At 55.3% G+C, this 22,880-nt stretch carries 22 protein-coding genes; 13 read left to right on the forward strand and 9 right to left on the reverse strand.

Annotated elements, in window-relative coordinates; all coding sequences use genetic code 11:
• Nucleotides 1-133 precede the first annotated feature (133 nt).
• Nucleotides 134-487 (reverse strand): iron-sulfur cluster insertion protein ErpA, encoded by a 354-nt coding sequence (erpA, locus tag OQ287_RS06745; RefSeq protein ID WP_250934706.1) that lies wholly within the window; start codon nt 485-487, stop codon nt 134-136.
• Between the two features lie 138 nt (nt 488-625).
• Here erpA and OQ287_RS06750 point away from each other — a divergent pair, with 138 nt between their 5' ends.
• From OQ287_RS06750 to OQ287_RS06775, 6 genes are all read left to right on the forward strand, one after another.
• On the forward strand, nt 626-2,383 hold the full coding sequence (locus tag OQ287_RS06750; protein WP_265895938.1) for a chloride channel protein: 1,758 nt from the start codon (nt 626-628) through the stop codon (nt 2,381-2,383).
• A 36-nt stretch (nt 2,384-2,419) separates the two neighbouring features.
• Nucleotides 2,420-2,851, forward strand: coding sequence for a protoporphyrinogen oxidase HemJ (gene hemJ, locus OQ287_RS06755; protein ID WP_250934710.1), 432 nt, complete (start codon nt 2,420-2,422; stop codon nt 2,849-2,851).
• A gap of 11 nt (nt 2,852-2,862) precedes the next feature.
• Entirely contained in the window at nt 2,863-3,645 is a 783-nt protein-coding gene (gene thiD / locus OQ287_RS06760) for a bifunctional hydroxymethylpyrimidine kinase/phosphomethylpyrimidine kinase (protein ID WP_265896336.1), read from the forward strand.
• On the forward strand, nt 3,642-4,310 hold the full coding sequence (thiE, locus tag OQ287_RS06765; protein ID WP_265895939.1) for a thiamine phosphate synthase: 669 nt from the start codon (nt 3,642-3,644) through the stop codon (nt 4,308-4,310). Before thiD ends, thiE begins: the two co-directional genes overlap by 4 nt.
• 36 nt (nt 4,311-4,346) lie before the next feature.
• Entirely contained in the window at nt 4,347-5,633 is a 1,287-nt protein-coding gene (gene hemL / locus OQ287_RS06770; protein ID WP_250934714.1) for a glutamate-1-semialdehyde 2,1-aminomutase, read from the forward strand.
• A 72-nt stretch (nt 5,634-5,705) separates the two neighbouring features.
• Nucleotides 5,706-7,292 carry a bifunctional aminoglycoside phosphotransferase/ATP-binding protein gene (locus OQ287_RS06775; RefSeq protein WP_265895940.1) on the forward strand — a complete coding sequence of 529 codons (1,587 nt, stop codon included), beginning with the start codon at nt 5,706-5,708 and terminating at the stop codon, nt 7,290-7,292.
• A gap of 23 nt (nt 7,293-7,315) precedes the next feature.
• Here OQ287_RS06775 and OQ287_RS06780 read toward each other — a convergent pair whose 3' ends face one another.
• Complete coding sequence (locus OQ287_RS06780; RefSeq protein ID WP_250934716.1) at nt 7,316-7,951, reverse strand: response regulator transcription factor; 636 nt, start codon at nt 7,949-7,951, stop codon at nt 7,316-7,318.
• A gap of 401 nt (nt 7,952-8,352) precedes the next feature.
• Here OQ287_RS06780 and OQ287_RS06785 point away from each other — a divergent pair, with 401 nt between their 5' ends.
• Both OQ287_RS06785 and OQ287_RS06790 read left to right on the forward strand, forming a co-directional pair.
• Nucleotides 8,353-8,982: a carbonic anhydrase gene (locus tag OQ287_RS06785; protein WP_250934717.1), complete on the forward strand. Its 630-nt coding sequence runs from the start codon at nt 8,353-8,355 to the stop codon at nt 8,980-8,982.
• A 35-nt stretch (nt 8,983-9,017) separates the two neighbouring features.
• The gene (locus OQ287_RS06790) at nt 9,018-10,556 is read left to right on the forward strand and encodes a SulP family inorganic anion transporter (protein WP_265895942.1); all 1,539 of its coding nucleotides are present in this window, start codon (nt 9,018-9,020) and stop codon (nt 10,554-10,556) included.
• 71 nt (nt 10,557-10,627) lie between these two features.
• Here OQ287_RS06790 and OQ287_RS06795 read toward each other — a convergent pair whose 3' ends face one another.
• The gene (locus OQ287_RS06795) at nt 10,628-11,308 is read right to left on the reverse strand and encodes a LuxR C-terminal-related transcriptional regulator (protein WP_322974104.1); all 681 of its coding nucleotides are present in this window, start codon (nt 11,306-11,308) and stop codon (nt 10,628-10,630) included.
• Nucleotides 11,309-11,679: 371 nt separating this feature from the next.
• Here OQ287_RS06795 and rdgB point away from each other — a divergent pair, with 371 nt between their 5' ends.
• From rdgB to rlmJ, 4 genes are all read left to right on the forward strand, one after another.
• Nucleotides 11,680-12,273: an RdgB/HAM1 family non-canonical purine NTP pyrophosphatase gene (rdgB, locus tag OQ287_RS06800; protein ID WP_265895943.1), complete on the forward strand. Its 594-nt coding sequence runs from the start codon at nt 11,680-11,682 to the stop codon at nt 12,271-12,273.
• Nucleotides 12,270-13,436, forward strand: coding sequence for a radical SAM family heme chaperone HemW (hemW, locus tag OQ287_RS06805; RefSeq protein ID WP_265895944.1), 1,167 nt, complete (start codon nt 12,270-12,272; stop codon nt 13,434-13,436). The genes rdgB and hemW overlap by 4 nt, the downstream gene beginning before the upstream one ends.
• A 28-nt stretch (nt 13,437-13,464) precedes the next feature.
• Complete coding sequence (locus OQ287_RS06810; protein ID WP_250934723.1) at nt 13,465-14,127, forward strand: OmpA family protein; 663 nt, start codon at nt 13,465-13,467, stop codon at nt 14,125-14,127.
• Nucleotides 14,128-14,234: 107 nt separating this feature from the next.
• The gene (rlmJ, locus tag OQ287_RS06815) at nt 14,235-15,026 is read left to right on the forward strand and encodes a 23S rRNA (adenine(2030)-N(6))-methyltransferase RlmJ (protein WP_322974119.1); all 792 of its coding nucleotides are present in this window, start codon (nt 14,235-14,237) and stop codon (nt 15,024-15,026) included.
• An 18-nt stretch (nt 15,027-15,044) separates the two neighbouring features.
• Here the strand turns inward: rlmJ and OQ287_RS06820 are convergent, their stop codons facing one another.
• The 5 genes from OQ287_RS06820 to mnmE form a co-directional block, all read right to left on the reverse strand.
• A complete protein-coding gene (locus OQ287_RS06820) occupies nt 15,045-15,665 on the reverse strand; it encodes a PqiC family protein (protein ID WP_265895946.1) in 621 nt (206 codons plus the stop codon).
• A 1-nt stretch (nt 15,666) separates the two neighbouring features.
• Nucleotides 15,667-17,313 carry an intermembrane transport protein PqiB gene (pqiB, locus tag OQ287_RS06825; protein ID WP_250934730.1) on the reverse strand — a complete coding sequence of 549 codons (1,647 nt, stop codon included), beginning with the start codon at nt 17,311-17,313 and terminating at the stop codon, nt 15,667-15,669.
• Nucleotides 17,282-18,589 carry a paraquat-inducible protein A gene (locus tag OQ287_RS06830; protein WP_265895947.1) on the reverse strand — a complete coding sequence of 436 codons (1,308 nt, stop codon included), beginning with the start codon at nt 18,587-18,589 and terminating at the stop codon, nt 17,282-17,284. Before OQ287_RS06830 ends, pqiB begins: the two co-directional genes overlap by 32 nt.
• Nucleotides 18,528-18,785 (reverse strand): hypothetical protein, encoded by a 258-nt coding sequence (locus OQ287_RS06835; RefSeq protein ID WP_265896349.1) that lies wholly within the window; start codon nt 18,783-18,785, stop codon nt 18,528-18,530. The genes OQ287_RS06830 and OQ287_RS06835 overlap by 62 nt, the downstream gene beginning before the upstream one ends.
• Before the next feature lie 96 nt (nt 18,786-18,881).
• Nucleotides 18,882-20,243 carry a tRNA uridine-5-carboxymethylaminomethyl(34) synthesis GTPase MnmE gene (gene mnmE, locus OQ287_RS06840; protein WP_265895948.1) on the reverse strand — a complete coding sequence of 454 codons (1,362 nt, stop codon included), beginning with the start codon at nt 20,241-20,243 and terminating at the stop codon, nt 18,882-18,884.
• A gap of 170 nt (nt 20,244-20,413) precedes the next feature.
• On the opposite strand from mnmE, the gene OQ287_RS06845 reads away from it, so the two are divergent.
• Entirely contained in the window at nt 20,414-21,052 is a 639-nt protein-coding gene (locus OQ287_RS06845) for a flavin reductase family protein (protein ID WP_265895950.1), read from the forward strand.
• Nucleotides 21,053-21,109: 57 nt separating this feature from the next.
• Here the strand turns inward: OQ287_RS06845 and pgm are convergent, their stop codons facing one another.
• Complete coding sequence (pgm, locus tag OQ287_RS06850; protein WP_265895952.1) at nt 21,110-22,774, reverse strand: phosphoglucomutase (alpha-D-glucose-1,6-bisphosphate-dependent); 1,665 nt, start codon at nt 22,772-22,774, stop codon at nt 21,110-21,112.
• Nucleotides 22,775-22,880 lie beyond the last annotated feature (106 nt).

Raw genomic sequence — 22,880 nt, forward strand, 5'->3', positions numbered from 1 at the left:
ATGCCCTGCTGTGACAGGCTGGAAGGGCAAATGAAGGAAAAATGTTATCCACAGGCAAAAAAAATCAAATTCGGGTGTGTATAACAAAAAAATACCGCCTGACGGCGGTAAAATGAGAGATCTGATCGGTTGATCAGACCATGAAGGATGCACCACAGCCACAGGTTGTGGTGGCGTTCGGGTTCTGAATCAGGAATCGAGCACCTGCCAGACCCTCTTCAAAATCGACGGTCGAGCCGACCAGATACTGGTAACTCAATGGATCGATAGCCATGGTAACGTTACCGTTTTCAATCAGCGTATCGTCTTCCTGCAGCTCGTCGACAAGATCAAATCCATACTGGAACCCCGAACAGCCACCGCCGGTTACGTAAACTCTCAGCTTGAGTTCGTCATTGCCCTGTTCATCGGTCAGCATTCTAACGCGAGAAGCCGCACGATCTGTCAGTATCAAAGGGGTGGGTACAAAGGAAGTAACCCCGCTCATTGCAGACTCCTGCTTTCGCATGGAAGGAAGATATCATTATCGTTGGCTACATTGTGTCGGGTCAAACATGGGCACATAAAGGTGCATTGTGTCTTGCCCGGCAATGCCGAACCTTAACTTCAATGAAGCGAGAAATGCGTGCGCTACCGTCGCTCCAGCGTCACCCGATTTTCACTGGATAATTTCAGACGTCAACTGGCCAGTATCGATGCGCTTCCACAGTTGTGCCTGCTGGGGTTTCTGTCCGGTACGCTGACGGGAGGCATTCTGATCGGCTTTCGTGAGCTGATTGATCTTGGTGCCATGATGCTGATGCCGGATCAGCGCTCGGAAGACTTCGAGCACCTATTGCCCTGGGTGCGCTCGGTGCTGCCGATCACGGCATCGGTGCTCATCATGAGCGCGCTGGCCCTGCAGTCACAAAAGCACACCAAAATGGGGGTGGGTCATGTGATCGAACGCCTGAGCTACCATCAGGGACAGATGCCACTGCTCAACTGGGTAAACCAGTGGTGGGTGGGCATCCTGTCAGTAATGGGCGGGCTGTCGGCGGGCCGTGAAGGGCCTGCGATTCATCTAGGCGCTGGTGCATCAAGCTGGATGGGAGAACGGCTTCGGTTGCCGCACAACAGTTTGAGAGTGCTTGTTGGGTGCGGAACGGCTGCCGGAATTTCAGCTTCGTTCAATACGCCCATCACGGGTGTGATCTTTGCCATGGAAGTGGTGATGATGGAATACACCATTACCGGATTCATGCCGATCATTCTGGCTTCCACCATGGGCGCTGTGGTTTCACAGCTTATGTATGGTGTAGAACCGGCCTTCACGATTCCTGATGACATTACCGGTCAACTGACGGACCTTCCCTGGATCAGCATGATGGCGCTGGTACTTGGTTTGATGGCCGGTGCATTTATTCGGCTGGTGCGTCTTGCCCAGACTCAAAATCATATTGGCTGGTGGTGGCGGGCACTGATTATCGGCGGCATGACGGGGGCGATAGCGTGGTTTTATCCTGAAGTGCAGGGCATTGGCTACGATACGGTCGATTACACGTTGAACCAGTCTCCCAGCCTGATCATGCTTCTTGTCGTGGCGGGGGGCAAGCTGATTCTGACGGCCCTGACCTTTGCCTGGGGAATTCCCATCGGCATGATCGGGCCCATCATGGTGATCGGTGCCACGGCAGGCGCGTTGTGTGGTATAGCGGGAGAGGCCTTGTTGCCGGCCATTGCTTCCAATCATGATCTTTATACCATGCTTGGCATGGCAGCAATGCTGGGAGCCGTACTTCAGGCACCGCTGGCGGCCATAATGGTGTTGATAGAGCTGACTCATAATACCAGCATCATCATCTATGGCATGCTGGCCGTAGTGGTTTCCGGGTTGGCCAGCCGACAGTGCTGGCACTGTCAGGGATTTTTTGTGTCCACGCTGTCCTCTCAGGGGCTTCACCCGCTTCAGCAGCCTCTGATGCAGGCGTTATCCCGTATTGCCGTCCCGGCAGTGATGGACCGTGCCATTGTGCGGTCACCCGAAAGGCTGGAGCGCGCCAGGGCACAGCGTTTTCTCGAGGCCAAGCCGGTGTGGGTTGTCATTGATCGTGATGACAAGGATCAGCGGCCACTGGCCATGAGTGCGGCAGATCTTGCTCGTGTTCTTCTGGATGACGAGTGGGAAGGCATCGATACCATCAATCTGATGGATATACCCGCGAAGCGGATTGAGCTGGCCCCAATCGATCTTCAGGCCACATTGTCGGAAGCCTTTGATCAGCTGACGGAATATGGTGTTGATGCCCTGTACGTTGAACATACGACTGCGCCCCTGATCAAAAAAATTTCCGGTATTATTACCCGTGATTCAATCGAAAATTATTATCGCTATCGTCGATAGCCCGATCCTGCCGTGAGCCTGAGTGAAGGAGTTGTTATGTATCCGTGGGTGCTGTCTTTTCACCTGATTGCCATCGTGGCCTGGTTTGCCGCGCTGTTTTATCTGCCACGTCTATTTGTATATCACGCCTACGCTCTGGAAGAGGGCGATGAAACCGGTTGTCAGCGTTTTCAGGTGATGGAGCGCAAGCTTTATCGGGGCATCATGGTTCCAGCCATGGTCTGTGTTGTGGTGCTTGGGTTGTGGCTTGTGGTGTTGAATCCGTCTGTCCTTCAGCAGGGATGGTTTTATACCAAGGCCGCACTGGTGGTTGTCCTCATTGGCTTTCATCACATGTGTCTGGCTCATTTGAAGCGCTTTGCCAATGGCGGCAAGACGCGCCGTCACGTCTTCTACCGGTTTTTCAATGAGGTGCCTACGCTTGTGCTGGTGGCGGTCGTCATCCTGACGGTGGTCAAGCCGTTTTGACATTGCCGGTCGTGCTGGTCTTCAGCGGTCATGACCCGACTGGAGGGGCAGGCATGGTTGCTGATGTGGAGGCCATTCGAGCTCAGCAGGGCTGGCCGGTGACCGTGCCCACGGCACTGACAGTACAGGATAGCCGTGACGTGCATGCGGTCTACCCGGTCGATCCACAGGTCATGGCGGAGCAGGTGCACTGCATTGAGCAGGACATGTCGCTCCAGGCGATCAAGGTAGGGCTGGTGTCCAGCCTGGAAGCCATCACCGTCATTGAGCAGGTCTGCCGTCGCCATCCTGAAGTGCCTGTCGTTATCGATCCGGTACTGAAGGCCGGCGGTGGTCGGGAGCTGTCCTCCGACACTCTCGTTGATGCCTTTCGTGAGCGGCTATTGCCGCTGGTAACCCTGTTGACGCCAAATCATCTGGAGCTTTTCAGACTGGCGGGCACCCCTGACGTGGATGACGCGCTTCACCGTATTTATCGTCAGGGTGCTGAACATGTGCTGGTAACCGGAACAGATCACGCGCCGTTGGCGGACAGGGTTGTCAGGCATCAGCTTTATACAGGGGGTAACCCGGTAGAAAGCTGGGTCTGGTCTCGCTTGCCCGGCCAGTTCCATGGATCGGGTTGCACGCTGGCCGCAAGCTGCGCAGTCTGGCTGGCTCGTGGCGAAACGGTAGTGTCATCCTGCCTACTGGCACAGCGCTACACATGGCAGACGCTTGATCGATCGCTGCAACAGGGCGGCGGTCAGGCGTTTCCCAACCGATGCCCGACCGAACAGGAGTCTGCTTCATGACGGCTGCCTTCACTGACGCGCGCGATTCTGCAAAAGCCTGGCAGTCCGGGCTATATGTCATCACCGACGCAGATCTGCTGGCAGATGAAGATACATTCATGTCTGCGATAAGGGCAGTACTCCGCGAGGGAGTGGCGCTGCTTCAGTACCGTAATAAATCCACGGACGATGCCTTTCGGTATCGTCAGGCCCACTGGCTGGCCGAGCAGTGTCAGGCATCAAATACCCCTCTGATCATCAACGATGACGTCATGCTGGCCAGCGCCGTGGGAGCTGGAGTACACGTAGGCACCGATGATGCTGATGTGGCCTGGGCGCGCAGCATGCTGGGTACAGACGCCATTATCGGTGCTACCTGTCATGGTGATCTGGCATTGGCTCGCAAGGCGCTGGACAATGGCGCCAGCTACGTGGCGTTCGGTCGTTTTTATCCTTCCCGTACCAAGCCCGGTGCAGTGGCTGCGCCATTATCGGTTTTGAGCGAGGCTCGACAACTTGGCTGCCCTGTCGCCGCGATTGGTGGTATTGACAGCGATACTGCGCCGGAGGTAGCCGCCGCCGGAGCTGACCTGATTGCTGTTGTGGGTGCCGTGTTCCGGTACCCTGATCCTGGGCAACGTGTGCGACAGCTGAAGGCTGGATTGCCTCTGGCAATTTTCCGGTAGTAACCCTTTTTACCCATTGTTATTCAGGACACTGTCATGGCGACTTCCGAAGAACTCTTTTCCCGTGCACAACGCCATATTCCCGGTGGCGTCAATTCGCCAGTGCGAGCCTTCAAGGGGCTTGATCAGGCGCCGGTATTCATCGAGCGGGCCAAGGGGGCCTACCTGTTTGATGTCGAAGGCAAGCGTTATATTGACTATGTCGGCTCATGGGGTCCGATGATTACCGGGCATGCCGATGACGATGTACTTTCTGCCGTACGTGATCGACTCGACAATGGCCTGTCCTTTGGCACGCCGACCGCGATCGAAACGGACATGGCGGACCTTATCTGCGAGATCATGCCTTCCATGGACATGGTAAGAATGGTCAACTCGGGCACCGAGGCCACCATGTCTGCCATTCGTCTGGCCCGTGGCTTTACCGGGCGTGACAAGATCGTCAAGTTTGAAGGCAATTATCACGGCCATGTTGACTCCCTGCTCGTCAAGGCCGGGTCCGGTGCACTGACCCACGGTGAGCCGAGCTCGCCCGGCGTGCCTGCATCGCTTGCCGAGCACACCATCACGCTTGGCTATAACGACAGTGATGGCGTGCGTGATTTCTTTGCCGCCGAAGGTGACCAGGTCGCAGCAATCATCGTCGAGCCGGTTGCAGGCAACATGAACTGCATCCCTCCGGCCCCAGGATTTCTGGAAACCCTTCGCGAAGTCTGTGATGCTCACGGCAGCGTTCTGATTCTCGATGAAGTCATGACCGGATTTCGGGTAGCGCTTGGCGGTGCTCAGGCGCATTACGGTGTTACGCCCGATCTGACCTGCCTGGGCAAGATTGTCGGCGGCGGCATGCCGGTCGGCGCCTTTGGTGGCAAGCGTCATATCATGGAGTACATTTCACCGCTGGGCCCGGTGTATCAAGCTGGCACGCTGGCCGGAAATCCGCTGGCCATGGCCGCAGGCATTACGCTGTTGAACAAGATTCGCACCCCCGGTTTTCATGATGAGCTGACACAACGTGTCAATACACTATGTGATGGGCTTGAGGCTCGTGCTCGCGCGGCAGGTATTCCCCTGATCACCCAGCGTGCCGGCGGGATGTTCGGCATTTTCTTTACTACCGCTACCGACGTCAGTGACTTTGATGCTGCGACACATTGCAACGTAGAAGCGTTTCGGCAGTTCTTTACCGGCATGCTGGCACGCGGTATTTACATGGCGCCTTCAAATTATGAAGCCGGGTTCATGTCGAGTGCCCACAGCGAACAAGACCTTCAGGATACCCTGGACGCGGCCGAACATGTCTTCGCCGAGATGACATCCTGAATTCCATTATTCTGCCGTCAGGTCTTTCTGACACAGGTCTGGCGGACTGATTGACATGACGATGACATCGTCATGGGAGGCATGATTTTGAGTCAGACGTTGATTAACGCATTGCAGGACGCAGCCTGCTATCACCATGATGTAGATGCTTTTGATGTGCGTGAGACGCATATTTCATGGATCATCATGACCGGAAGATATGCCTACAAGATCAAGAAGCCACTTGATTTCGGCTTTCTGGATTTTTCGACACTGGAAAAGAGGCGGCATTTCTGTGAAGAGGAAGTACGACTGAATAAACGCCTCGCAGGCGATCTTTACCTGCGCGTTGTGCCAATTACGGGAACACCGGAGCGTCCTGAACTGGATGGTGAGGGTGAGCCGTTCGAATATGCCGTCTGTATGCAGCAATTCGATAATGAAGGACTGTTCAGTACCCTGCAGGCCACCGGACAGCTGACACAGACTCTCATGGATGATCTGGTGGATCAGCTGGTGGCCTTTCACGCAGGCACCGAACAGGCGGATGTCGACAGCGAGTTCGGCACGGCCGCAGCGGTATATGCACCGGCTCGCGAGAACTTTGATCAGCTGGAACCCCTGTTAAGTGATGCCTCTGATCTCGAGCGTCTGGTGGCGTTGAAGGCATGGACGGATAACGCCTTCGAGCGCTTTCATGATGAATTTCAGCGTCGGCATGATGAAGGGTTTATCCGCAATAATCATGGTGACGTTCACCTGGCCAACGCCGTGCTGCACAACGGTCGGGCGCTGATCTTTGACTGTATCGAATTCAACGATCAGTTCCGCTGGAATGATGTCGGGTGCGAGCTGGCCTTTCTGGTCATGGATCTGGAAGTGCGTGGTGAGCAGGAGCTTGCCAATCGGGTACTGGATCGCTATCTCGAACGCAGTGGCGACTATGGTCTGGTACGCCTTTTGCCCTTCTACAAGGCCTATCGTGCCATGGTGCGCGCCAAGATCGCCATGTTCCGGTTTCAGCAGCCGGATCTGCATCCTGCCGACAGGGATGCTGTACTGGCTGATTTTCGGCGTTATCTGGCGCTGGCTGAGCGCTACAGCGAGTTCTCCATGCCGTATCTGATTATTTCGGTAGGAGTTTCAGGCAGCGGGAAAAGCCGGTTTACCGAGCAGGCGGTACGTCAACTGGGTGGAATTCGGGTGCGATCGGATGTGGAGCGCAAGCGTCTCCATGGCATGAACCCATTCGGCCCGTCCCGACAGGTTGATATCGAATCAGGCCTTTACACGGCGGTGGCCACTGAAAGGACCTATGCAAGATTGGCCGAGCTGTCGGGCATGATGCTACAGGCGGGGCACAGTGTCTGTGTCGATGGTACGTGCCTGCGAGAAGCGCAGCGAACCCTGCTGAGGCATGAGGCCGAATGCCGGGGATTACCAGTGCTGCTGGTCAGCTTCGAAGCTGACCATGCGACGCTGGTACGGCGAATTACCAAGCGGAGTCGGTCGCGTGACAACGTTTCCGATGCAGGCCTGGAGGTACTGGAGCACCAGCTGGCCAACCTTGAACCATTCACATCCGATGAGCAGGCCCATCTGGTTCATCTGGATACCACAGCAGAAGATGCCAATATCACGCTGGTGTCTCTGATCAAGGAACACCTGCACCTCGTCTGACCAAAAAGGACGTGGCCTTCTGTCTAGAAGGCTGCGTCAAGCTGCTCCCTCAGCAGATTAAGAGCCTGAGCGCGGTTTCTGACCTTCAGCTTTCTGAAGATATGGTACAGATGTGACTTGACAGTGTGCTCACTGATGGCCAGCTGCTGAGCAATGTCATGATTACTTGCTCCTGTCTTCAATAATTGAAGAATTTCCATCTCGCGCCGTGTCAGCGATTTAAATGGTGCAGACTCGCTGCGCTGGCGATACCAGTAAGCTGAAAGCAGTTTTTCCATCAGGGCGCGGGATAGCCACATCTCGCCGGTAAATAAAATATTTACCCCCTTGCTGATCATCTTCAGGGGGTCGCGTCGATAGAAAACACCCTGAAGTGGGAAGCGCATCATTAACTTGACGGCATCTTCCTCGGTGTCGAGATTAAATCCCGCCATAATAAACTGCTCGTTCTGCTGAGCATGCTGCGACCACTGTCGAGCTATATCGTCATCTACATAGTCCTGATCAAGCAACACCAGTACAGGTGTATCACTCACCGATTCCAGGTCCAGTTGACCTGGCTCCATGGAATACGCGCTGCAATCCAACTCTGTTCTCAAATATTCGAGGAAGAGTTCATTCTGTGGATTGTCGAGCGTTACCATAATAATCGTTTTCACAGCGCTATCCATGGGGTGATGCCTAAGTTTAATGAGATAAAGTGCAGCTTCCTTTCAGGATAAAACAAAATATAACGTTTATTAATAAAATTTAAAATATTAATTTTGTCTGATCACCCGGCGTGCCGGGTTTAAACCCTGTTTAAGTTGTTTGCTATACGGTGACCTAGCACTAAAGCGGGGTTTATATGTGCATTTAAATATATCTTTTTTTCATATCCTGAATTTGGGTCAAATTATACGAGAAAAACGTTACATTTCGCAGTTTTTAACAATTCTCTAAACCGAAATGGCACAACGAGCACAAAAAAGGCGCTTTGGCCTAATGAAAAGGTGGTGAACTTGTTTTTTGGCTAAGAAGAAAAGATGACTCATTTTCATGGTGTGGTTGGAGAAAGGTGATGGACTTTAATAAGAGAATTCTTCTTGAAAATCAGGCATGGGCAAGCAGGAAGGTGGAAGAGGACCCCGGCTTTTTTGAACGTTTGGCCATCAAACAGGTTCCTTACGCCCTCTGGATAGGATGCGCAGATAGTCGTGTACCTGCAGAATTATTATGTAACGCTGATCCAGGCGAATTATTTATTTTCCGCAATGTCGCAAATATTGTTTCACTTGATCAGCCGGGGTGTGCCAGCGCCATTGAATATGCTGTTCATGCCCTTGGTATTAAACATATTGTTGTCTGCGGCCATCATCTTTGCGGTGGTGTAAAAGCTGCCATGGAAGAAGAGAAAACAAATCTTTTCCATGTTGATAATCACCTTGTTGAAATAAAGGAAACCAGAGATAAAAACAAAAAGGAACTCGAAGAGCTTCCCGATGACAATAGTCGGGTAAATCGTCTGGTCGAACTTAATGTAATAAGCCAGATAGAAAAACTATCCGGCTTCGAAGCAATAAAACAGGCAGCAACCGGTACGGAAAGGGGGATACGGCTCCATGGAATGGTTTATGCACTGGAAGAAGGGCTGCTGCGTGAAATCGCAGCCTACGATGTGGGGCCGGACCGATGGGTTACACCGGACTGATATTCAGCATCAACCTATTTTGAAAGGAGTTCAGAATGTCATTTCCCTTTACGCTTAAATACAGTGCTCAGGATTTTCCGGCAGGGCTAGTAGTATTTCTGGTGGCTATTCCATTGTGCCTTGGTATTGCCATTGCCTCTGGCGCTCCCCCGGTATCGGGGTTGATTGCGGGGATCGTGGGAGGACTGGTAGTCGCCAGCTTGAGTGGCTCGGCATTGAGTGTCAGTGGCCCTGCCGCTGGTCTGACTGTCATTGTCCTTGGTGCCATCAATGCGCTCGGTTTTGAAAAAATGATGATGGCCACAGTACTGGCCGGCGTAATGCAGCTGGTATTTGGCTATCTCAAACTTGGAAAGATTGGATCATATGTTCCCGCTTCAGTTATCAAGGGAATGCTGGCGGCAATTGGTTTGATCCTGATTTTGAATCAATTGCCGACGGCATTCGGTATACCGGACGGTGCATTACCGGAAAGTCTGTCTCCGGCGGCATGGGTTCAGGCGATTTCTCCTCTGGCAATGGTCATTACGCTGGTATCTCTGGGGATTCTTTGGCTGTGGGACAGTCCGGCCGGGCAGCGGCTGGGGTATCTTCGACGTATTCCTGCGGCCTTGATGGCGGTTGTGGTGGCGATCGGTATCGATCGACTGTCCGTGCTTGTGCAAGCGCCTTCGGTTCTGAACAGTGAGCAATATGTACAGTTGCCCGGCCTGGATGGTCCCGCCGCCTTTCTGGGGCAGTTGCAGGGCCCTGCCTTGAGTGGCCTCCTGGATCCGGCTGTATACATGACGGCACTGACGATTGCTCTGATAGCCAGTCTGGAGACACTGCTTAGCCTGGAGGCCGTTGACAAGATTGACCCCTACAAGCGCCACTCACCGCCGCATCGAGAACTGAAGGCACAAGGGGTTGGCAACCTGGTGTGCGGGATGATTGGGGGTTTGCCACTGACGGCCGTGATCGTTCGAAGCTCTGCCAACGTACAGGCAGGTGGGCGTACCCGACTGGCCGGCTTTATTCATGGGGCACTGCTGCTGGTCAGTGTGATGTTTTTTGCCTTCATGCTTGAGTGGATTCCACTGGCGTGTCTGGCGGCGATTCTGCTCCATACCGGTTTCAAGCTGGCAAGGCCGGGAATGATGGTGTCCCTGTACAGGTCTGGCCTGAAACGCTTCGCCCCCTTTGCCACGACCGTAGTGGTCATCATGATGACGGATCTGCTCAAGGGAGTAGCGGTCGGTGTGCTGTGCGGCCTGTTCTTCATGCTGCGTTCCAACCATCGTTCGGTCATGTCCTTCAACAAAAGCGGGCATCACTGTCTGTTACGGATTCACAAGGATATTTCGTTTCTGAGTCGTGAGCGGTTGCGACAGTATCTTGATCTGGTACCTGAAAACAGCTATCTGATCATCGATGCGGGCAGTGCCGGATACATTGACCCGGATATTTTCGAGGATATCGATAACTTCATGGCTTCCTCTCGAGAGCGCAATATTACGGTCGAACTGAAAGCCTTCAATGGCGTCACCGCCACCTTTGCCCCCGTTGCAGAAAAGCCACTGAAAGCTGCCTGATAAGGCATCGACAGACAAAAAAAGACCGCCGTACACTGCCGGCGGTCTTTTTCGTTTTGATACACAGGTATCTAGTCGGCCTGTCTTGACTGGCCTTGTGTCATGGACGGCGTGCCCAGATTCTGACGAACCCAGTTCATGGCCTGTATCCGGTTTTTGACCTTGAGCTTGCGAAAGATATTATAGAGATGAGACTTGACAGTATGTTCGCTGACGAACAGCTGGTTTGCGATCTCGGTATTTGATGCGCCGGTACCCAGCAAACGCAGAATTTCAAGCTCGCGGTGTGTCAATCCACAGGCCGGGCGGTAGGCGTTTACCTGTTGACGCCGGTAGAACTTGATAAGTCGCGTCATCAGGGTTCTGGACATCCAGAGCTCGCTGTTGATGAGCTTGGCAATGCCCTTGCAGATCAGTGCCAGGCTGTCTCGACGATAAAATACGCCCTGGAGGCGAAATGTTGTTGCCAGTGTGATTGCCTGATTCTCGTCAGCCAGGTTGAACGCTGCCATGGTCATGTTGTTTTGATCACTGGCGGCGCACTCCTCCCACTGATGCATATCCTTTTCATTGACATGGTCAGCATCAAGCAAGACAACAAAGTGCCTGTCATTATCATCGGGCACGTTGTCTCTGGGCCCCAGAGCTTCAACCTCGCAGCTGAGCTTGTCTCTGACGTACTGTACGAACAGCTCGCTTTGAGGATTTATTTCAGTCACGAGTACGACCGTGACACTGGTTTCAATTTCCACACAGCCTCCTGGATGCTGTAGGCGCTAGGGAGTCGTCAGGTGGTTCGGTAGAAAACCAGCGACAAGCCTGAGTAACTATACGCCCTTTTTGTAACTTAAGGTAACGGTTTTCACATATGAGCATATTTTTACCGGCCTGTATTTTCGGCCCTGATATCCTTAACGCTAATGCTGGATGCAGCCTTCGATGTCGGGTCTGCCTCGTGCTTCATCCTGGTATTACGGCCTATTCAGCCGTTAGCTAAAGGATGAATCAAGTAACAAATGGGACCAGGCGCCATCATGTGACGTCAATGGCGCTCTTCAGGCTCATGGTGGCGTGATGCCAACCGGATTACACTTGCCCCCTATTCCACCAAGGTGATTACTCCATGCCCTCACTGGTACTGGCAAGTGGCAACGCAGGCAAGCTCGCTGAGTTCAGCCAGCTGCTGTTGCCGCTGGGACTGACGATTTGCTCTCAGTCTGAATTTGGCGTGTCAGGCGCTGAAGAAACCGGCCTGACATTCGTTGAAAACGCTCTGCTCAAGGCTCGACACGCATCACGACAGACGGGTCTCCCTGCGATTGCCGACGACTCGGGTCTGGCTGTTGATGCATTATCCGGCGCGCCCGGTATCTACTCCGCACGCTATGCAGGCCCCGATTCAACGGATACCGATAACAATACCCGGCTATTGCAGGCCCTCGAAGATGTGCCCTCCGGCCACCGTCAGGCCCGCTACTGGTGTGTGCTGGTGTATCTGACCCATGCCGACGATCCGGTGCCTCTGATTGTTCAACGAGACTGGCAGGGAGAAATACTGACGTCGCCCCGGGGAGCAGGCGGGTTCGGCTATGACCCGCTTTTTTATCTACCTGATCATCGGTGCACGGCAGCCGAGCTGTCAAAGGAAGACAAGAATCACAACAGCCATCGGGGCCGTGCCGTGCGAGATTTGATCGGCCTTTTGTCCAGAACATGATCCTACCTTCAATTGCACTCTATATACATGTGCCGTGGTGTATCAAAAAGTGTCCCTACTGTGATTTCAATTCACATCAGGCAGATGCTGGCGCGGGTATGGATGAAGCGGCATATATCGATGCCCTGATCGATGATTTCAAGGCAGATGCTCCGATGCTTCAGGGCCGAGCCATCAGTGCTGTCTTCATCGGTGGCGGAACCCCCAGCCTGTTCTCCGATCGTGGTTATGCTCGCCTTTTCGAGGCGCTGCGCGCCAATGCTGCCTTTGACGATCATGCGGAAATCACGATGGAAGCCAACCCCGGGACAGCCGAGCGTCGCTATCTTGAAGGATACCGTGAGGCAGGTATCAACCGATTATCTCTGGGGGTACAAAGTCTTGATGAAACGGCGCTGAGGATTCTGGGCCGCATTCATGGTCGTGAAGAGGCCCTTTCTGCCTTTGCCCATGCGCGATCAGCAGGCTTTGACAACATCAATATCGATTTGATGCATGGCCTGCCGGGCCAGACGGTCGCCTCTGCCATGGATGATCTGAAAACGGCAGAGGCACTGGGCCCGGAGCATCTGTCCTGGTATCAGTTGACCCTTGAGCCGAATACGGCCTTTTATTCCCGGCCACCTGATCTGCCAGACGAAGATACGCTGGTGGATATTCAGGAATCCGGGCATCGGTGGCTGGAGTCTGTCGGGTATGCGCGTTATGAAATCTCGGCCTATGCACGCGGCGGCCGTCAATCACGCCATAACCTGAATTACTGGACTTTTGGAGACTACCTCGGCATCGGGGCCGGAGCGCACGGAAAGATAACCCATCGAGGGCATGACGGAGAGCTGACGGTTTCACGCTACTGGAAAACGCGCCAGCCTGAGGCGTATCTGCGACGGCGGGTCGACCCCAGAGGTTTTCTGGCCGGGCAACGAACCATCGACGCCGAAGAGTTGCCGCTCGAATTCTTGATGAACGCGTTGCGCCTTGTTGAAGGCGTGCCATCCTCGTTATGGTATGAACGTACCGGGCTGTCATCGGAGCAACTTCAAGCGCATCTTTTGCCTGCCCGACAGCGCGGCTTACTGAGTAGTGAGAGCTCCCGTATTCAGGTGAATGACAAGGGATTGCTGTTTCTAAATGATGTTCTGGCGTTATGTGATATCGCCTGAGCAGCGTCAAGGATTTGATGGAGTGACTATGAAAAAGACAATGTGGATGGTGCTGCCGCTGAGTGCCGCTATTGCGCTGGCAGGGTGTTCTACCTATAACCCGTATACCAACGAACAGCAGACATCCAGTCTGGCCAAGGGGGCAGGAATTGGCGCGGCCGTCGGGGCTGTTGCCGGCGCCACCAAAAGCGGACATCACCGTACCGACAAGGCACTGATCGGCGCCGCTCTGGGCGCTGCGGCTGGCGGCGGCATTGGCTATTACATGGACCGTCAGGAAGCCCAGTTGCGTCAAAAAATGCAGGGTACCGGCGTCAGCGTCTCGCGTGTCGGCGATCAGATCGTTCTGAACATGCCGGGCAGCATCACCTTTGCATCGGATTCGACTCAGTTGACGCCTCAGATCAACAATGCCTTGAGCGGTGTCTCGCAAGTACTCAAGGAATATGGCGATACCAATATCAACATTATTGGTTATACCGACTCCACTGGTGCTGAATCCTACAATCAGCGTCTGTCACAGCAACGTGCCCAGGCAGTGGGCAATTATCTGGCTCAGGATGGTGTGGCGTATAACCGCCTGAATATTCAGGGAGGGGGCGAGCAAAATCCGGTGGCCAGCAATGCTACCGAATCCGGTCGTGCTCAGAATCGTCGCGTGGAAATAACGCTTGTACCCAATCAGGGCTGAGTCAGTCAGTCTGTATTCCAGGGCGCCCGCCGAGGCGCCTTTTTTCTGTCCAGGAGACCCCGGTGCTTTCCTATCAGCATGCCTATCACGCCGGCAACATTGCCGATGTGCATAAACATCTGGCCCTTTATGGGGTCATTGACCACTTATTACGTAAGGATTCAGGTGTTACGTATATAGATACGCATGCCGGTCGAGGCGCGTACTCCGTGACAGCTCCCGAGATGGCGCGAGGTCTTGAATACGAAGACGGCGTGGCGCCGCTGATGCGCATGACGCCGCATCATCCGTTGCTGTCTGAATGGTTGTTGCGGCTGGGGCAACAACAGGACAATCCTCAAAAGCTGATGTTCTATCCCGGCTCTCCCTGGTGGCTGGCAGACAGGTTGCGAGCTCAGGACAGGCTGGAGTTATTCGAGCTTCATCCCGGTGAGTTTACCCATCTTGAGCATCAGACTTTTCTTGCTCGTGCTCAGTGTCGTCAAACAGATGGTCTGGCTGGGGTGGTGGCCAGGTTGCCGTCATCAACGCCTCGCACCATGGTGATCATTGATCCGTCCTTCGAACTCAAGCAGGAATACAGTGACGTTGCCGAGACGGTCAGCCGTATTCAGCAGATGGCGCGCCATGCCATCGTGCTGATCTGGTATCCGCTGTTGCCTGCGGCGCGTCACCAGGAACTGCTTGATCATATAAGTGCTCTGGGAGTCAGGAAGGTGTGGCGCAGTGAGCTGGTGCGTCGTGATCCTGGAGCTCAGCGCGGCATGTATGGCTCCGGGCTATTGATCGTTAATCCGCCTTGGCAGGTGCCTGAACAGCTCGATGATGCTCTGGCAGAAGTCGCTGGCTGCTGGGGAGAACAGGCAGGGCACACCAGCAGCTGGTGGTGCCCTGAATGATGGGATGATGGATGAGTCTTACGGAGCAGGGGAGGCCATGGGGCGTGAATGCGCGACAATGGCTTGCGTCATTTGGCCTGCGACCTGCTGCCATCCGGCAGCCAGTGCACGTACCAGGGCGGGGTAACCATCATTTTGCAGCGGCTCGGTAACATGAAAATCCTGCTTGAGAATGATGTTGTCGCCGCCATCACGCAATTCATAGCTGCCGCCGACAACTGCCTGGCCATCATGGCGCCCCTGAAACTGATCCAGCTGTACAGACAGGGTATCGCTGCCGCCTGAAGGGCGATCCAGCACCTTTGCTGATCCCAGACCCGACGCAAGCTGTCGGCGCAGCTGGCGAGTCAACTGGCGTGCCAGATTGCCTGCCCACAGGTGCCCCTGAGCCTGCTGCACTTCGATATCGCTGGTCTGCATGACGATGCCATCTCCCGACAGATAATCGGCAAGTCTCACCAGCGGTACCGCAACCGGCTGCAGCTGCTCCTGTGAGGAAGTGCTCACATTGGCTGAGAGGCTTTCATCAGGAAGGGTGTAGCGATGAAACTGTGTACTGCTGCTGCCGGCACAACCTGCCAGTAACAGGCTGGCCGCCAGTGTGCTGGTACCGACAATGCTGCGAAATACTGAAACCATGTCAGGGGGCCGCCTTGGGTTGTGGGTCCATGATTGCCTCGCGGTTAAACAGCAGGGCATTGGGTTTTTCGCTGAGCGTACGGGCCACTGGCTGAAGGTTGTTCAGTAGTTCCTGCAGCGATTTCAGCGTATCGGTCAGCTCGCCATAGGCCGGCGTATCTTCACTGTAGCTGTCCAGTGTTCCCTGGATGGAATCCAGTGTTTTCTGCATGCCGTCAGGCAGAGCCTTAGTCGCCGGGTCCTTCAGCAGGGTATTCAGTTCCTGTGTCGTGGCATTCAGCGAGGTAAGCAGCTTGTCCGAACTGACCAGCGTCTTGTCCAGATGGTTCAGGGCCGGCTCGATATTGAGACCGTTCAGCTTGTCGAGCAGTGCCGATACCTTCTGTTCGATCTGTGCAAAGCTGCCCGGCTGGCTTGGAATAACGTCCACGCCTGCAAATTTGGGCAATGGGCCCTTGGGGCCGGCTTCGTCGGTGAAATTCAGATCAACGAACAGCGCACCCGTGAACAGGTTACCGGCCTTGAGTGAGGCTCTCAGGCCGCGATGGATCAGACGGTTGATTCGCGCATGCCATTGCTCGATGCTTTCTTCATCTATCTGGCTTTGAAGTCGCTGAGGCTCGATACGTACAAGTACCGGAATCTTGAAGTTGGTCAGCGACTGTTTTTCTACCTGGGATATTCGATAGGGCACGGTATCCACCGTACCGACCCGAACACCGCGGTATTCGACAGGCGCGCCCTTGTGCAGGCCACGCACCGTATCATCTATCAGCACCACATATTTAAGGTAATGGCTAAAGCTTCCCTGCAGCGCTGCTTCCTCATCACTGTAAAGCTCGAAGGTGCTCTCGGAGGGGCCAACGGCCTGACCGGGTGCAATATCCTCGGGAACACCAAAGGTCACTCCACCACTGACAAGTGACTCGATGGAAGCAAGGTTCAGGCTGAATCCCTCGGTACTCAGATCGAACCGCACGCCCGAGGCCGACCAGAATCGCGTATTGGTGGTCACCAGTGTCTGATAGGAATCAAAGATGAACAGGCGATAGTGCATCAGGCGGTCGGAAGCATCGAAATTGGACGCTTCGACCCGGCCGACGGTATACCCCTGAAATACGACCGGGTCGCCCACGCTCAGGGCGTTGGCATTATTGCTGGTCAGGTTGATGCGTAGACCTGCTGCATCCGGAGGTGCGACCGGAGGCTTGTCGAGCATCTCGAACGATCTTTTTTCCTCTTCAGAGCTGCCGGGCTGTAGCTGAATATATGGTCCTGACAGCACGGTGTTCAGACCGCTGATGCCTTCACGGCCTACCCGGGGCTTGACGACCCAGAAGCGTGTTCCCTTGTTCAGCAGCTCATCGGTATTGTTGTGCATTCGGGCTTTTACTACGGCATGCGTCGTATCGTCGGAAAGCGCCACCGAATTGACGCGTCCTACCTCGACATTGCGGGCCTTGATCAGGGTCTTGTCAGCTTCAATGCCTTCTGCATTATCCATGATCAACGTGATTTCGGGCCCCCTGGATGAAAAGGTGTGGTAAATCATCCAGCCACCGATCAGTACGGCAAGCAGCGGCACCAGCCACACCGGTGACAGGGACTTTTGGCGTTTACGCTTCGCCTGAGGAGGAGACTTGCTCATGGGATGGGTCCTGTTGATAACTCAATTCGTCCCACAGCAGGCGGGGATCGAAACGCATGGCTGCCATCATGGTAATCACGACAACACTGGCAAACGCGATAACGCCTGCTCCGGGATACACTTCCATGATCGCACCGAGCTGCACCAGTGCGACCAGAAGAGCAACGACAAATACATCGATCATGGACCATCGGCCGATGACCTCGGTCATGAAGTACAACCGGTGACGTACATGTGGGCGCCAGGGTCTTGGGCGATATACCTTCCAGCATAACCAGGTCAGCGCCATGATCTTGGCGATGGGAATCACGACACTGGCGACAAAAATGATCAGGGCGATAGGCCAGTCACCACTGCCGATCAAATGAAGCACACCGGCAATCACGGTCTGTGGGGAGCGATCTCCCAGCGTTGAAACAGTCATGATGGGCAACAACATGGCTGGTATATAAAGCAGTACGGCGGTCAGCAGCAAGGCCATGGTGGCCTGAATACTGTGAGGCCTCCGCATGTGCAGGCGCTCATCACAGCGACGACAACGGGGCTTTTTCCCGGTACCAAGGTCATTGATGGCGTGGCATACCGTGCAGCCGGTCATGCCCTGGGATGCTCCGGTTCGACCGGCAATGGCATGACGTATCGGGCGATCAGGTCCGGCGATAAAGGTCCAAAGCCAGTCATGATCCATGACGTTGGAGGTCTTGAGCATTAATACCACAAAGGCGACGTAGGCCCAGAATGACGTGCCAAAGCCGATGCTTGCCAGTGCCAGTACCTTGACCATGCTCACCAGTACGCCAATCAGAAACACGTCGGCCATCATCCACGGTTGCATTCGCTTCAAAAGCCGCCCCAGCCAGCGCCTTGCCAGTGGGGTATAGCCCCATAGAGGACCGAGGTGCAGATAAATGCTGATGAGCAGATAAAGGCCGGGCAATACAATGATGGTCGACCAGATCAGAAGCGACAGCAGCTCATAATGTTCTGCCAGCAGGGTAGTGGCGGCTTCGGTCAACCCCATCTGACGCAGTACGCCATTGGCTTCGAAGGAGATGAACGTAAAGGGCAGTGAGATACCCAGTGCCACTAGAGCCGCTAAAGCATACGCCACCACGTGAGTCGCCGGCTTGTTATGGCGTTGGGCCATGACATGATTGCAGCGCGGGCAATGAGCGGCTTCTCCCGGTGATAGCCGAGGGATCTCGCTGATCAGGTCACATTCTGTGCATGCTCGCAGAGGAAGCTGAGGAGAAGTGATCGTCAAGGAACCCGACATAAATGATCCGGTTGATGGCCTGAGCCATTAGTATGGCGTTACCCGGGCGGCTTTGCATCCTGCAAGAAGCCGGGAGCGCTGAAAAAATCCTGAAGTAGGAGAAGGGGACCACGGTGGCAAGTCCGTCGAGGATCGACAGGCCGTCGAACAGCGTTACCGACTCTGTGTCATGGGTATCCAGATCTCGATAATTCATGAAGCCCACTCATAGTGGGCACTCACTTTTATATTTTCTGTCCTTCCCTTGTCAGTGCCATGCTGCTGACAGCATCGCGCGTTTTGTGCACAGGATTTATTTGCCGATACAAAAGTTGCCGAATATTTCACCGAGAAGGTCATCGGCAGTAAATTCACCGGTAATCTCACCCAGGGCTTCCTGAGCTGCCCGCAGGTCTTCGGCCAGAAGTTCACCGGCAGAGGCGCCATGCAGTTGATCAATGCCACTGTCCAGCGCTCGTCCCGCTCGATCCAGCGCATCCAGGTGGCGCCGACGGGCCGAAAACCGGCCTTCGGTAGTTGATGAAAAGCCCATGACATCCTTCAGGTGAGCCTTCAGATGCTCCACGCCATCGCCATTCTGGGCGGAGATCCGCACTACAGGAGGCGTAGAGTGCAAGTCAGCGCTTACTTCTTCACCGGTTGTGTCTACCTTGTTGCGCACCAGTGTCAGCCGCGCCGGATCCGGCAATCGAGAAACAAATTCCGGCCAGATGACCATTGGGTCCAGTGCCTCGGTCGCAGCGGCATCTACCATCAGCAACACTCGATCTGCCTTTTCGATCTCCTCCCAGGCCCGCTGTACGCCGATACGTTCGACAGCATCCGGAGTGTCTCTAAGCCCGGCCGTATCCACAACATGCAGCGGCATACCGTCGAGGTGAATGTACTCACGCAAGACGTCTCGCGTCGTGCCGGCGATGTCGGTCACGATGGCAGTGTCCTGTTCGGTGAGCCGGTTCAGCAGGCTGGACTTGCCCGCGTTGGGTCGCCCAGCAATGACGACGGTCATGCCTTCGCGCATCAGTGTGCCCTGTCCTGCGGCCTTTCTTACCGAAGTGAGTACTTGCTTTACTTCGGAAAGCCTGTTGGCGACATGGCCGTCGCTCAAAAAATCGATTTCCTCTTCCGGAAAATCCATGGCGGCTTCAACATAGACACGTAGTTCGATCAGCTGCTGTACCAGTGCCGAAACACGCCTGGAAAAATCACCCTGAAGCGAACGCAGTGCATTTTCAGCGGCCTGGCGCGAGCTGGCATCAATCAGGTCGGCAATGGCTTCGGCCTGGGCAAGGTCGAGCTTGTCATTCAGGAAGGCGCGTTCAGAGAACTCGCCGGGTCTGGCGAGTCGGGCGCCCAGTTCGATGGCGCGCTCCAGCAGCCAGTCCATGATGACTGGGCCGCCGTGGCCCTGAAGCTCCAGGACATCTTCGCCGGTGAAGGAGTTGGGCCCCGGAAAGTAAAGCGCCAGCCCCTCGTCCAGTACCTGCCCTGTTGCGCCCATGAATGGGCCGTAATGAGCATGCCGGGGGGCAGGTGCGAACCCGAGCAGTGCATTGGCAAGCGAGGGAACCCTGGGGCCGGAGAGACGTATGATACCTACACCGCCCCGCCCCGGAGGGGTGGCCAGTGCACAGATGGTGTCCTGATCGAGCATGAAATGTCCTGAGTCATGAAAGGCGAGCGGGTATGGCCGCAGTGGATGTATTGTCGATGCTCTCCAGGTGTCTCGCAAGGCCGGGTCATCGGGCCGCTGCTATAGTGCCTGCATGGTTTGCCGGTTGCTGCAGCGGCCGGCAGAGAGTCAACGATACGTCAGGAGACCGTATGTCCCGTTCCTTCCATTTTTATGAACCACGTCATGGGCATGAGTTGCCGCATGACCCCTTCAATGCCATCGTGGCACCCCGCCCCATCGGGTGGATTTCATCTCATGACGCCGAGGGGAGGCTCAACCTGGCGCCATACAGTTTTTTCAATGCCTTCAATTACACGCCGCCGTTGATCGGGTTTTCAAGCATCGGCTGGAAGGACAGTGTGCGTAATATCGAGGCGACCGGGGAGTTCTGCTGGAATCTGGCCACACGTACCCTGGCCGAGCCCATGAACACCAGTTGTGACAGCGTCGATGCCTCGGTAGATGAGTTTGTGCTGGCGGGGCTTACGCCCGAGCCCTCTCGCGTTGTCAGCGTGCCGCGGGTCAGGGAAACGCCCGTTTCCTTTGAATGTCGGCTATCGCAGTTGATCCGTCTGGAATCGGCTGACGGGACGGCGCTGGATACATGGCTGGTAATGGGTGAGGTTGTCGGTGTTCATATTCAGCAGAACCTGCTGGATGACGGGGTTTACCAAACGGCCGCCGCGGAGCCCATCATGCGTGCTGGTGGCCCGGCAAGTTACTTCACGGTCAGTGAACAGCAACGTTTTGACATGTGTCGGCCCGGAGCGGCCCCGGGGAAGCGTTGATCCAGTAACATGAAAAAGGCCAGCGCATGCGCTGGCCTTCCGTCGAGGGAAGAGGGCTCAGCCGGCCAATACCTGGTCAACCAGCGCCTTGGCTTCTTCCTGAATCTGCTTCAGGTGGCCTTCGCCTTCAAAGCTCTCTGCATAGATCTTGTAAACATCTTCCGTGCCGGAGGGGCGTGCGGCAAACCAGCCCGCATCCGTTTCCACTTTCAATCCCCCGATGGAGGCGCCATTCCCCGGGGCTTCCGTCAGGATTCGTGTGATCGGATGACCTGCAAGGCTGTCAGCAGTCACCTGGTCGGGAGACAGCTTGCCCAGGCGCGCCTTTTGATCCCTGTCTGCGGGGGCATCCACGCGCGCGTAGACTGGTGCGCCATGCTGTTCGGTCAGTGCCTGATAGCGCTGGCCGGGGTCCTTGCCGGTCACCGCCGTGATTTCAGCGGCCAGCAGACCCAGGATAATGCCATCCTTGTCCGTGGACCAGACGCTGCCATCCTTCGTCAAAAATGACGCCCCGGCGGATTCTTCGCCGCCAAATCCCAGACTGCCGTCAGTCAGGCCATTGACGAACCATTTGAAACCTACCGGAACTTCCACCACCTGACGGCCCAGCCCCTTGGCAACCCGGTCGATCATTGATGACGATACCAGTGTCTTGCCGATGGCCATGTTGTCGCCCCACTGAGGGCGATGAGTAAACAGGTACTCGATGGCAACGGCCAGGTAGTGATTGGGGTTCAGCAGGCCGGTAGAACGAGACACGATGCCGTGACGGTCATGGTCGGTGTCACAGGCAAAGGACACGTCAAACCGGTCCTTGTTCTCGATAAGACCGGCCATGGCATAGGGCGAGGAGCAATCCATGCGAATTCTGCCATCCCAGTCCAGCCGCATGAAGCGGAAGGTCGGGTCGACCGTGGTCGAGATGACTTCAAGCGGCAGGCTGTAATGTTTGGCAATGCGTGGCCAGTAATGTACTCCGGCGCCCCCCAGGGGGTCGACACCGAAACTCAGGCCGGACTCGCGGATGGCATCCATGTCGATGATCTGGTCCAGCCCGCTGATGTAGCTGTCCATGAAGTCAAAGCGCTGAGTGGTCTCTGCAGCCAGTGCGTCGGTGTAGCTGACCCGTTTGACGCCCTCTAGCCGGGCTGTCAGCAGCGCATTGGCGCGTTCCTGGACCCATTTGGTAATGTCGGTATCCGCCGGGCCACCGTTGGGTGGGTTGTATTTGAAGCCACCATCTACCGGCGGATTATGTGAGGGGGTGATGACGATGCCATCCGCCAGGCCACTTTCGCGGCCCTGGTTGTATTCGATAATGGCATGCGACAGGGCGGGCGTAGGGGTATACCCGGGCTCACCGCCTGTTTCCTCACACCCTGCATCAATGCGTACTTCAACACCGTTGGCGGCCAGGACTTCAAGTGCTGAAACAAACGCTGGCTCGGAAAGGGCGTGAGTATCCATGCCAATGAACAACGGCCCGCTGATACCTTCCCTGTGGCGATATTCACAGATGGCCTGTGTGGTTGCCAGGATATGCCACTCGTTGAAGCTGGTCTTCAGAGACGAACCTCTGTGGCCTGAGGTGCCAAAGGCCACCTGTTGTGCAGGGTCGGAGGGATCGGGCTGTTCGCTGTAATAGCGCGACACCAGACGCGGCAGGTGGGCGAGATCCTGCGCCTCTGGGGAGTGTCCGGCATGAGGGTTGATGCTCATTTCTCGTTCCTTTGATGAAGACGTTGTTAACGTTGCCAATACTGACCTGCAGTCTAGCAGGAGGGCGGGCAGGATATTATGCCTGGTAGCCTCAATGACGCGTCTG

The sequence above is a fragment of the Larsenimonas rhizosphaerae genome (assembly GCF_026240105.1).
GTDB lineage: Bacteria > Pseudomonadota > Gammaproteobacteria > Pseudomonadales > Halomonadaceae > Larsenimonas > Larsenimonas rhizosphaerae.

Bases quoted from the DNA above. Each gene is read 5' to 3' on its own strand.
- erpA (WP_250934706.1), bottom strand. From the start codon at position 487: ATGAGCGGGGTTACTTCCTTTGTACCCACCCCTTTGATACTGACAGAT.
- hemJ (WP_250934710.1), top strand. From the start codon at position 2,420: ATGTATCCGTGGGTGCTGTCTTTTCACCTGATTGCCATCGTGGCCTGG.
- thiE (WP_265895939.1), top strand. From the start codon at position 3,642: ATGACGGCTGCCTTCACTGACGCGCGCGATTCTGCAAAAGCCTGGCAG.
- hemL (WP_250934714.1), top strand. From the start codon at position 4,347: ATGGCGACTTCCGAAGAACTCTTTTCCCGTGCACAACGCCATATTCCC.
- OQ287_RS06775 (WP_265895940.1), top strand. From the start codon at position 5,706: ATGGGAGGCATGATTTTGAGTCAGACGTTGATTAACGCATTGCAGGAC.
- OQ287_RS06785 (WP_250934717.1), top strand. From the start codon at position 8,353: ATGGACTTTAATAAGAGAATTCTTCTTGAAAATCAGGCATGGGCAAGC.
- OQ287_RS06790 (WP_265895942.1), top strand. From the start codon at position 9,018: ATGTCATTTCCCTTTACGCTTAAATACAGTGCTCAGGATTTTCCGGCA.
- rdgB (WP_265895943.1), top strand. From the start codon at position 11,680: ATGCCCTCACTGGTACTGGCAAGTGGCAACGCAGGCAAGCTCGCTGAG.
- hemW (WP_265895944.1), top strand. From the start codon at position 12,270: ATGATCCTACCTTCAATTGCACTCTATATACATGTGCCGTGGTGTATC.
- OQ287_RS06810 (WP_250934723.1), top strand. From the start codon at position 13,465: ATGAAAAAGACAATGTGGATGGTGCTGCCGCTGAGTGCCGCTATTGCG.
- OQ287_RS06820 (WP_265895946.1), bottom strand. From the start codon at position 15,665: ATGGTTTCAGTATTTCGCAGCATTGTCGGTACCAGCACACTGGCGGCC.
- pqiB (WP_250934730.1), bottom strand. From the start codon at position 17,313: ATGAGCAAGTCTCCTCCTCAGGCGAAGCGTAAACGCCAAAAGTCCCTG.
- OQ287_RS06830 (WP_265895947.1), bottom strand. From the start codon at position 18,589: ATGTCGGGTTCCTTGACGATCACTTCTCCTCAGCTTCCTCTGCGAGCA.
- OQ287_RS06835 (WP_265896349.1), bottom strand. From the start codon at position 18,785: ATGAATTATCGAGATCTGGATACCCATGACACAGAGTCGGTAACGCTG.
- mnmE (WP_265895948.1), bottom strand. From the start codon at position 20,243: ATGCTCGATCAGGACACCATCTGTGCACTGGCCACCCCTCCGGGGCGG.
- OQ287_RS06845 (WP_265895950.1), top strand. From the start codon at position 20,414: ATGTCCCGTTCCTTCCATTTTTATGAACCACGTCATGGGCATGAGTTG.
- pgm (WP_265895952.1), bottom strand. From the start codon at position 22,774: ATGAGCATCAACCCTCATGCCGGACACTCCCCAGAGGCGCAGGATCTC.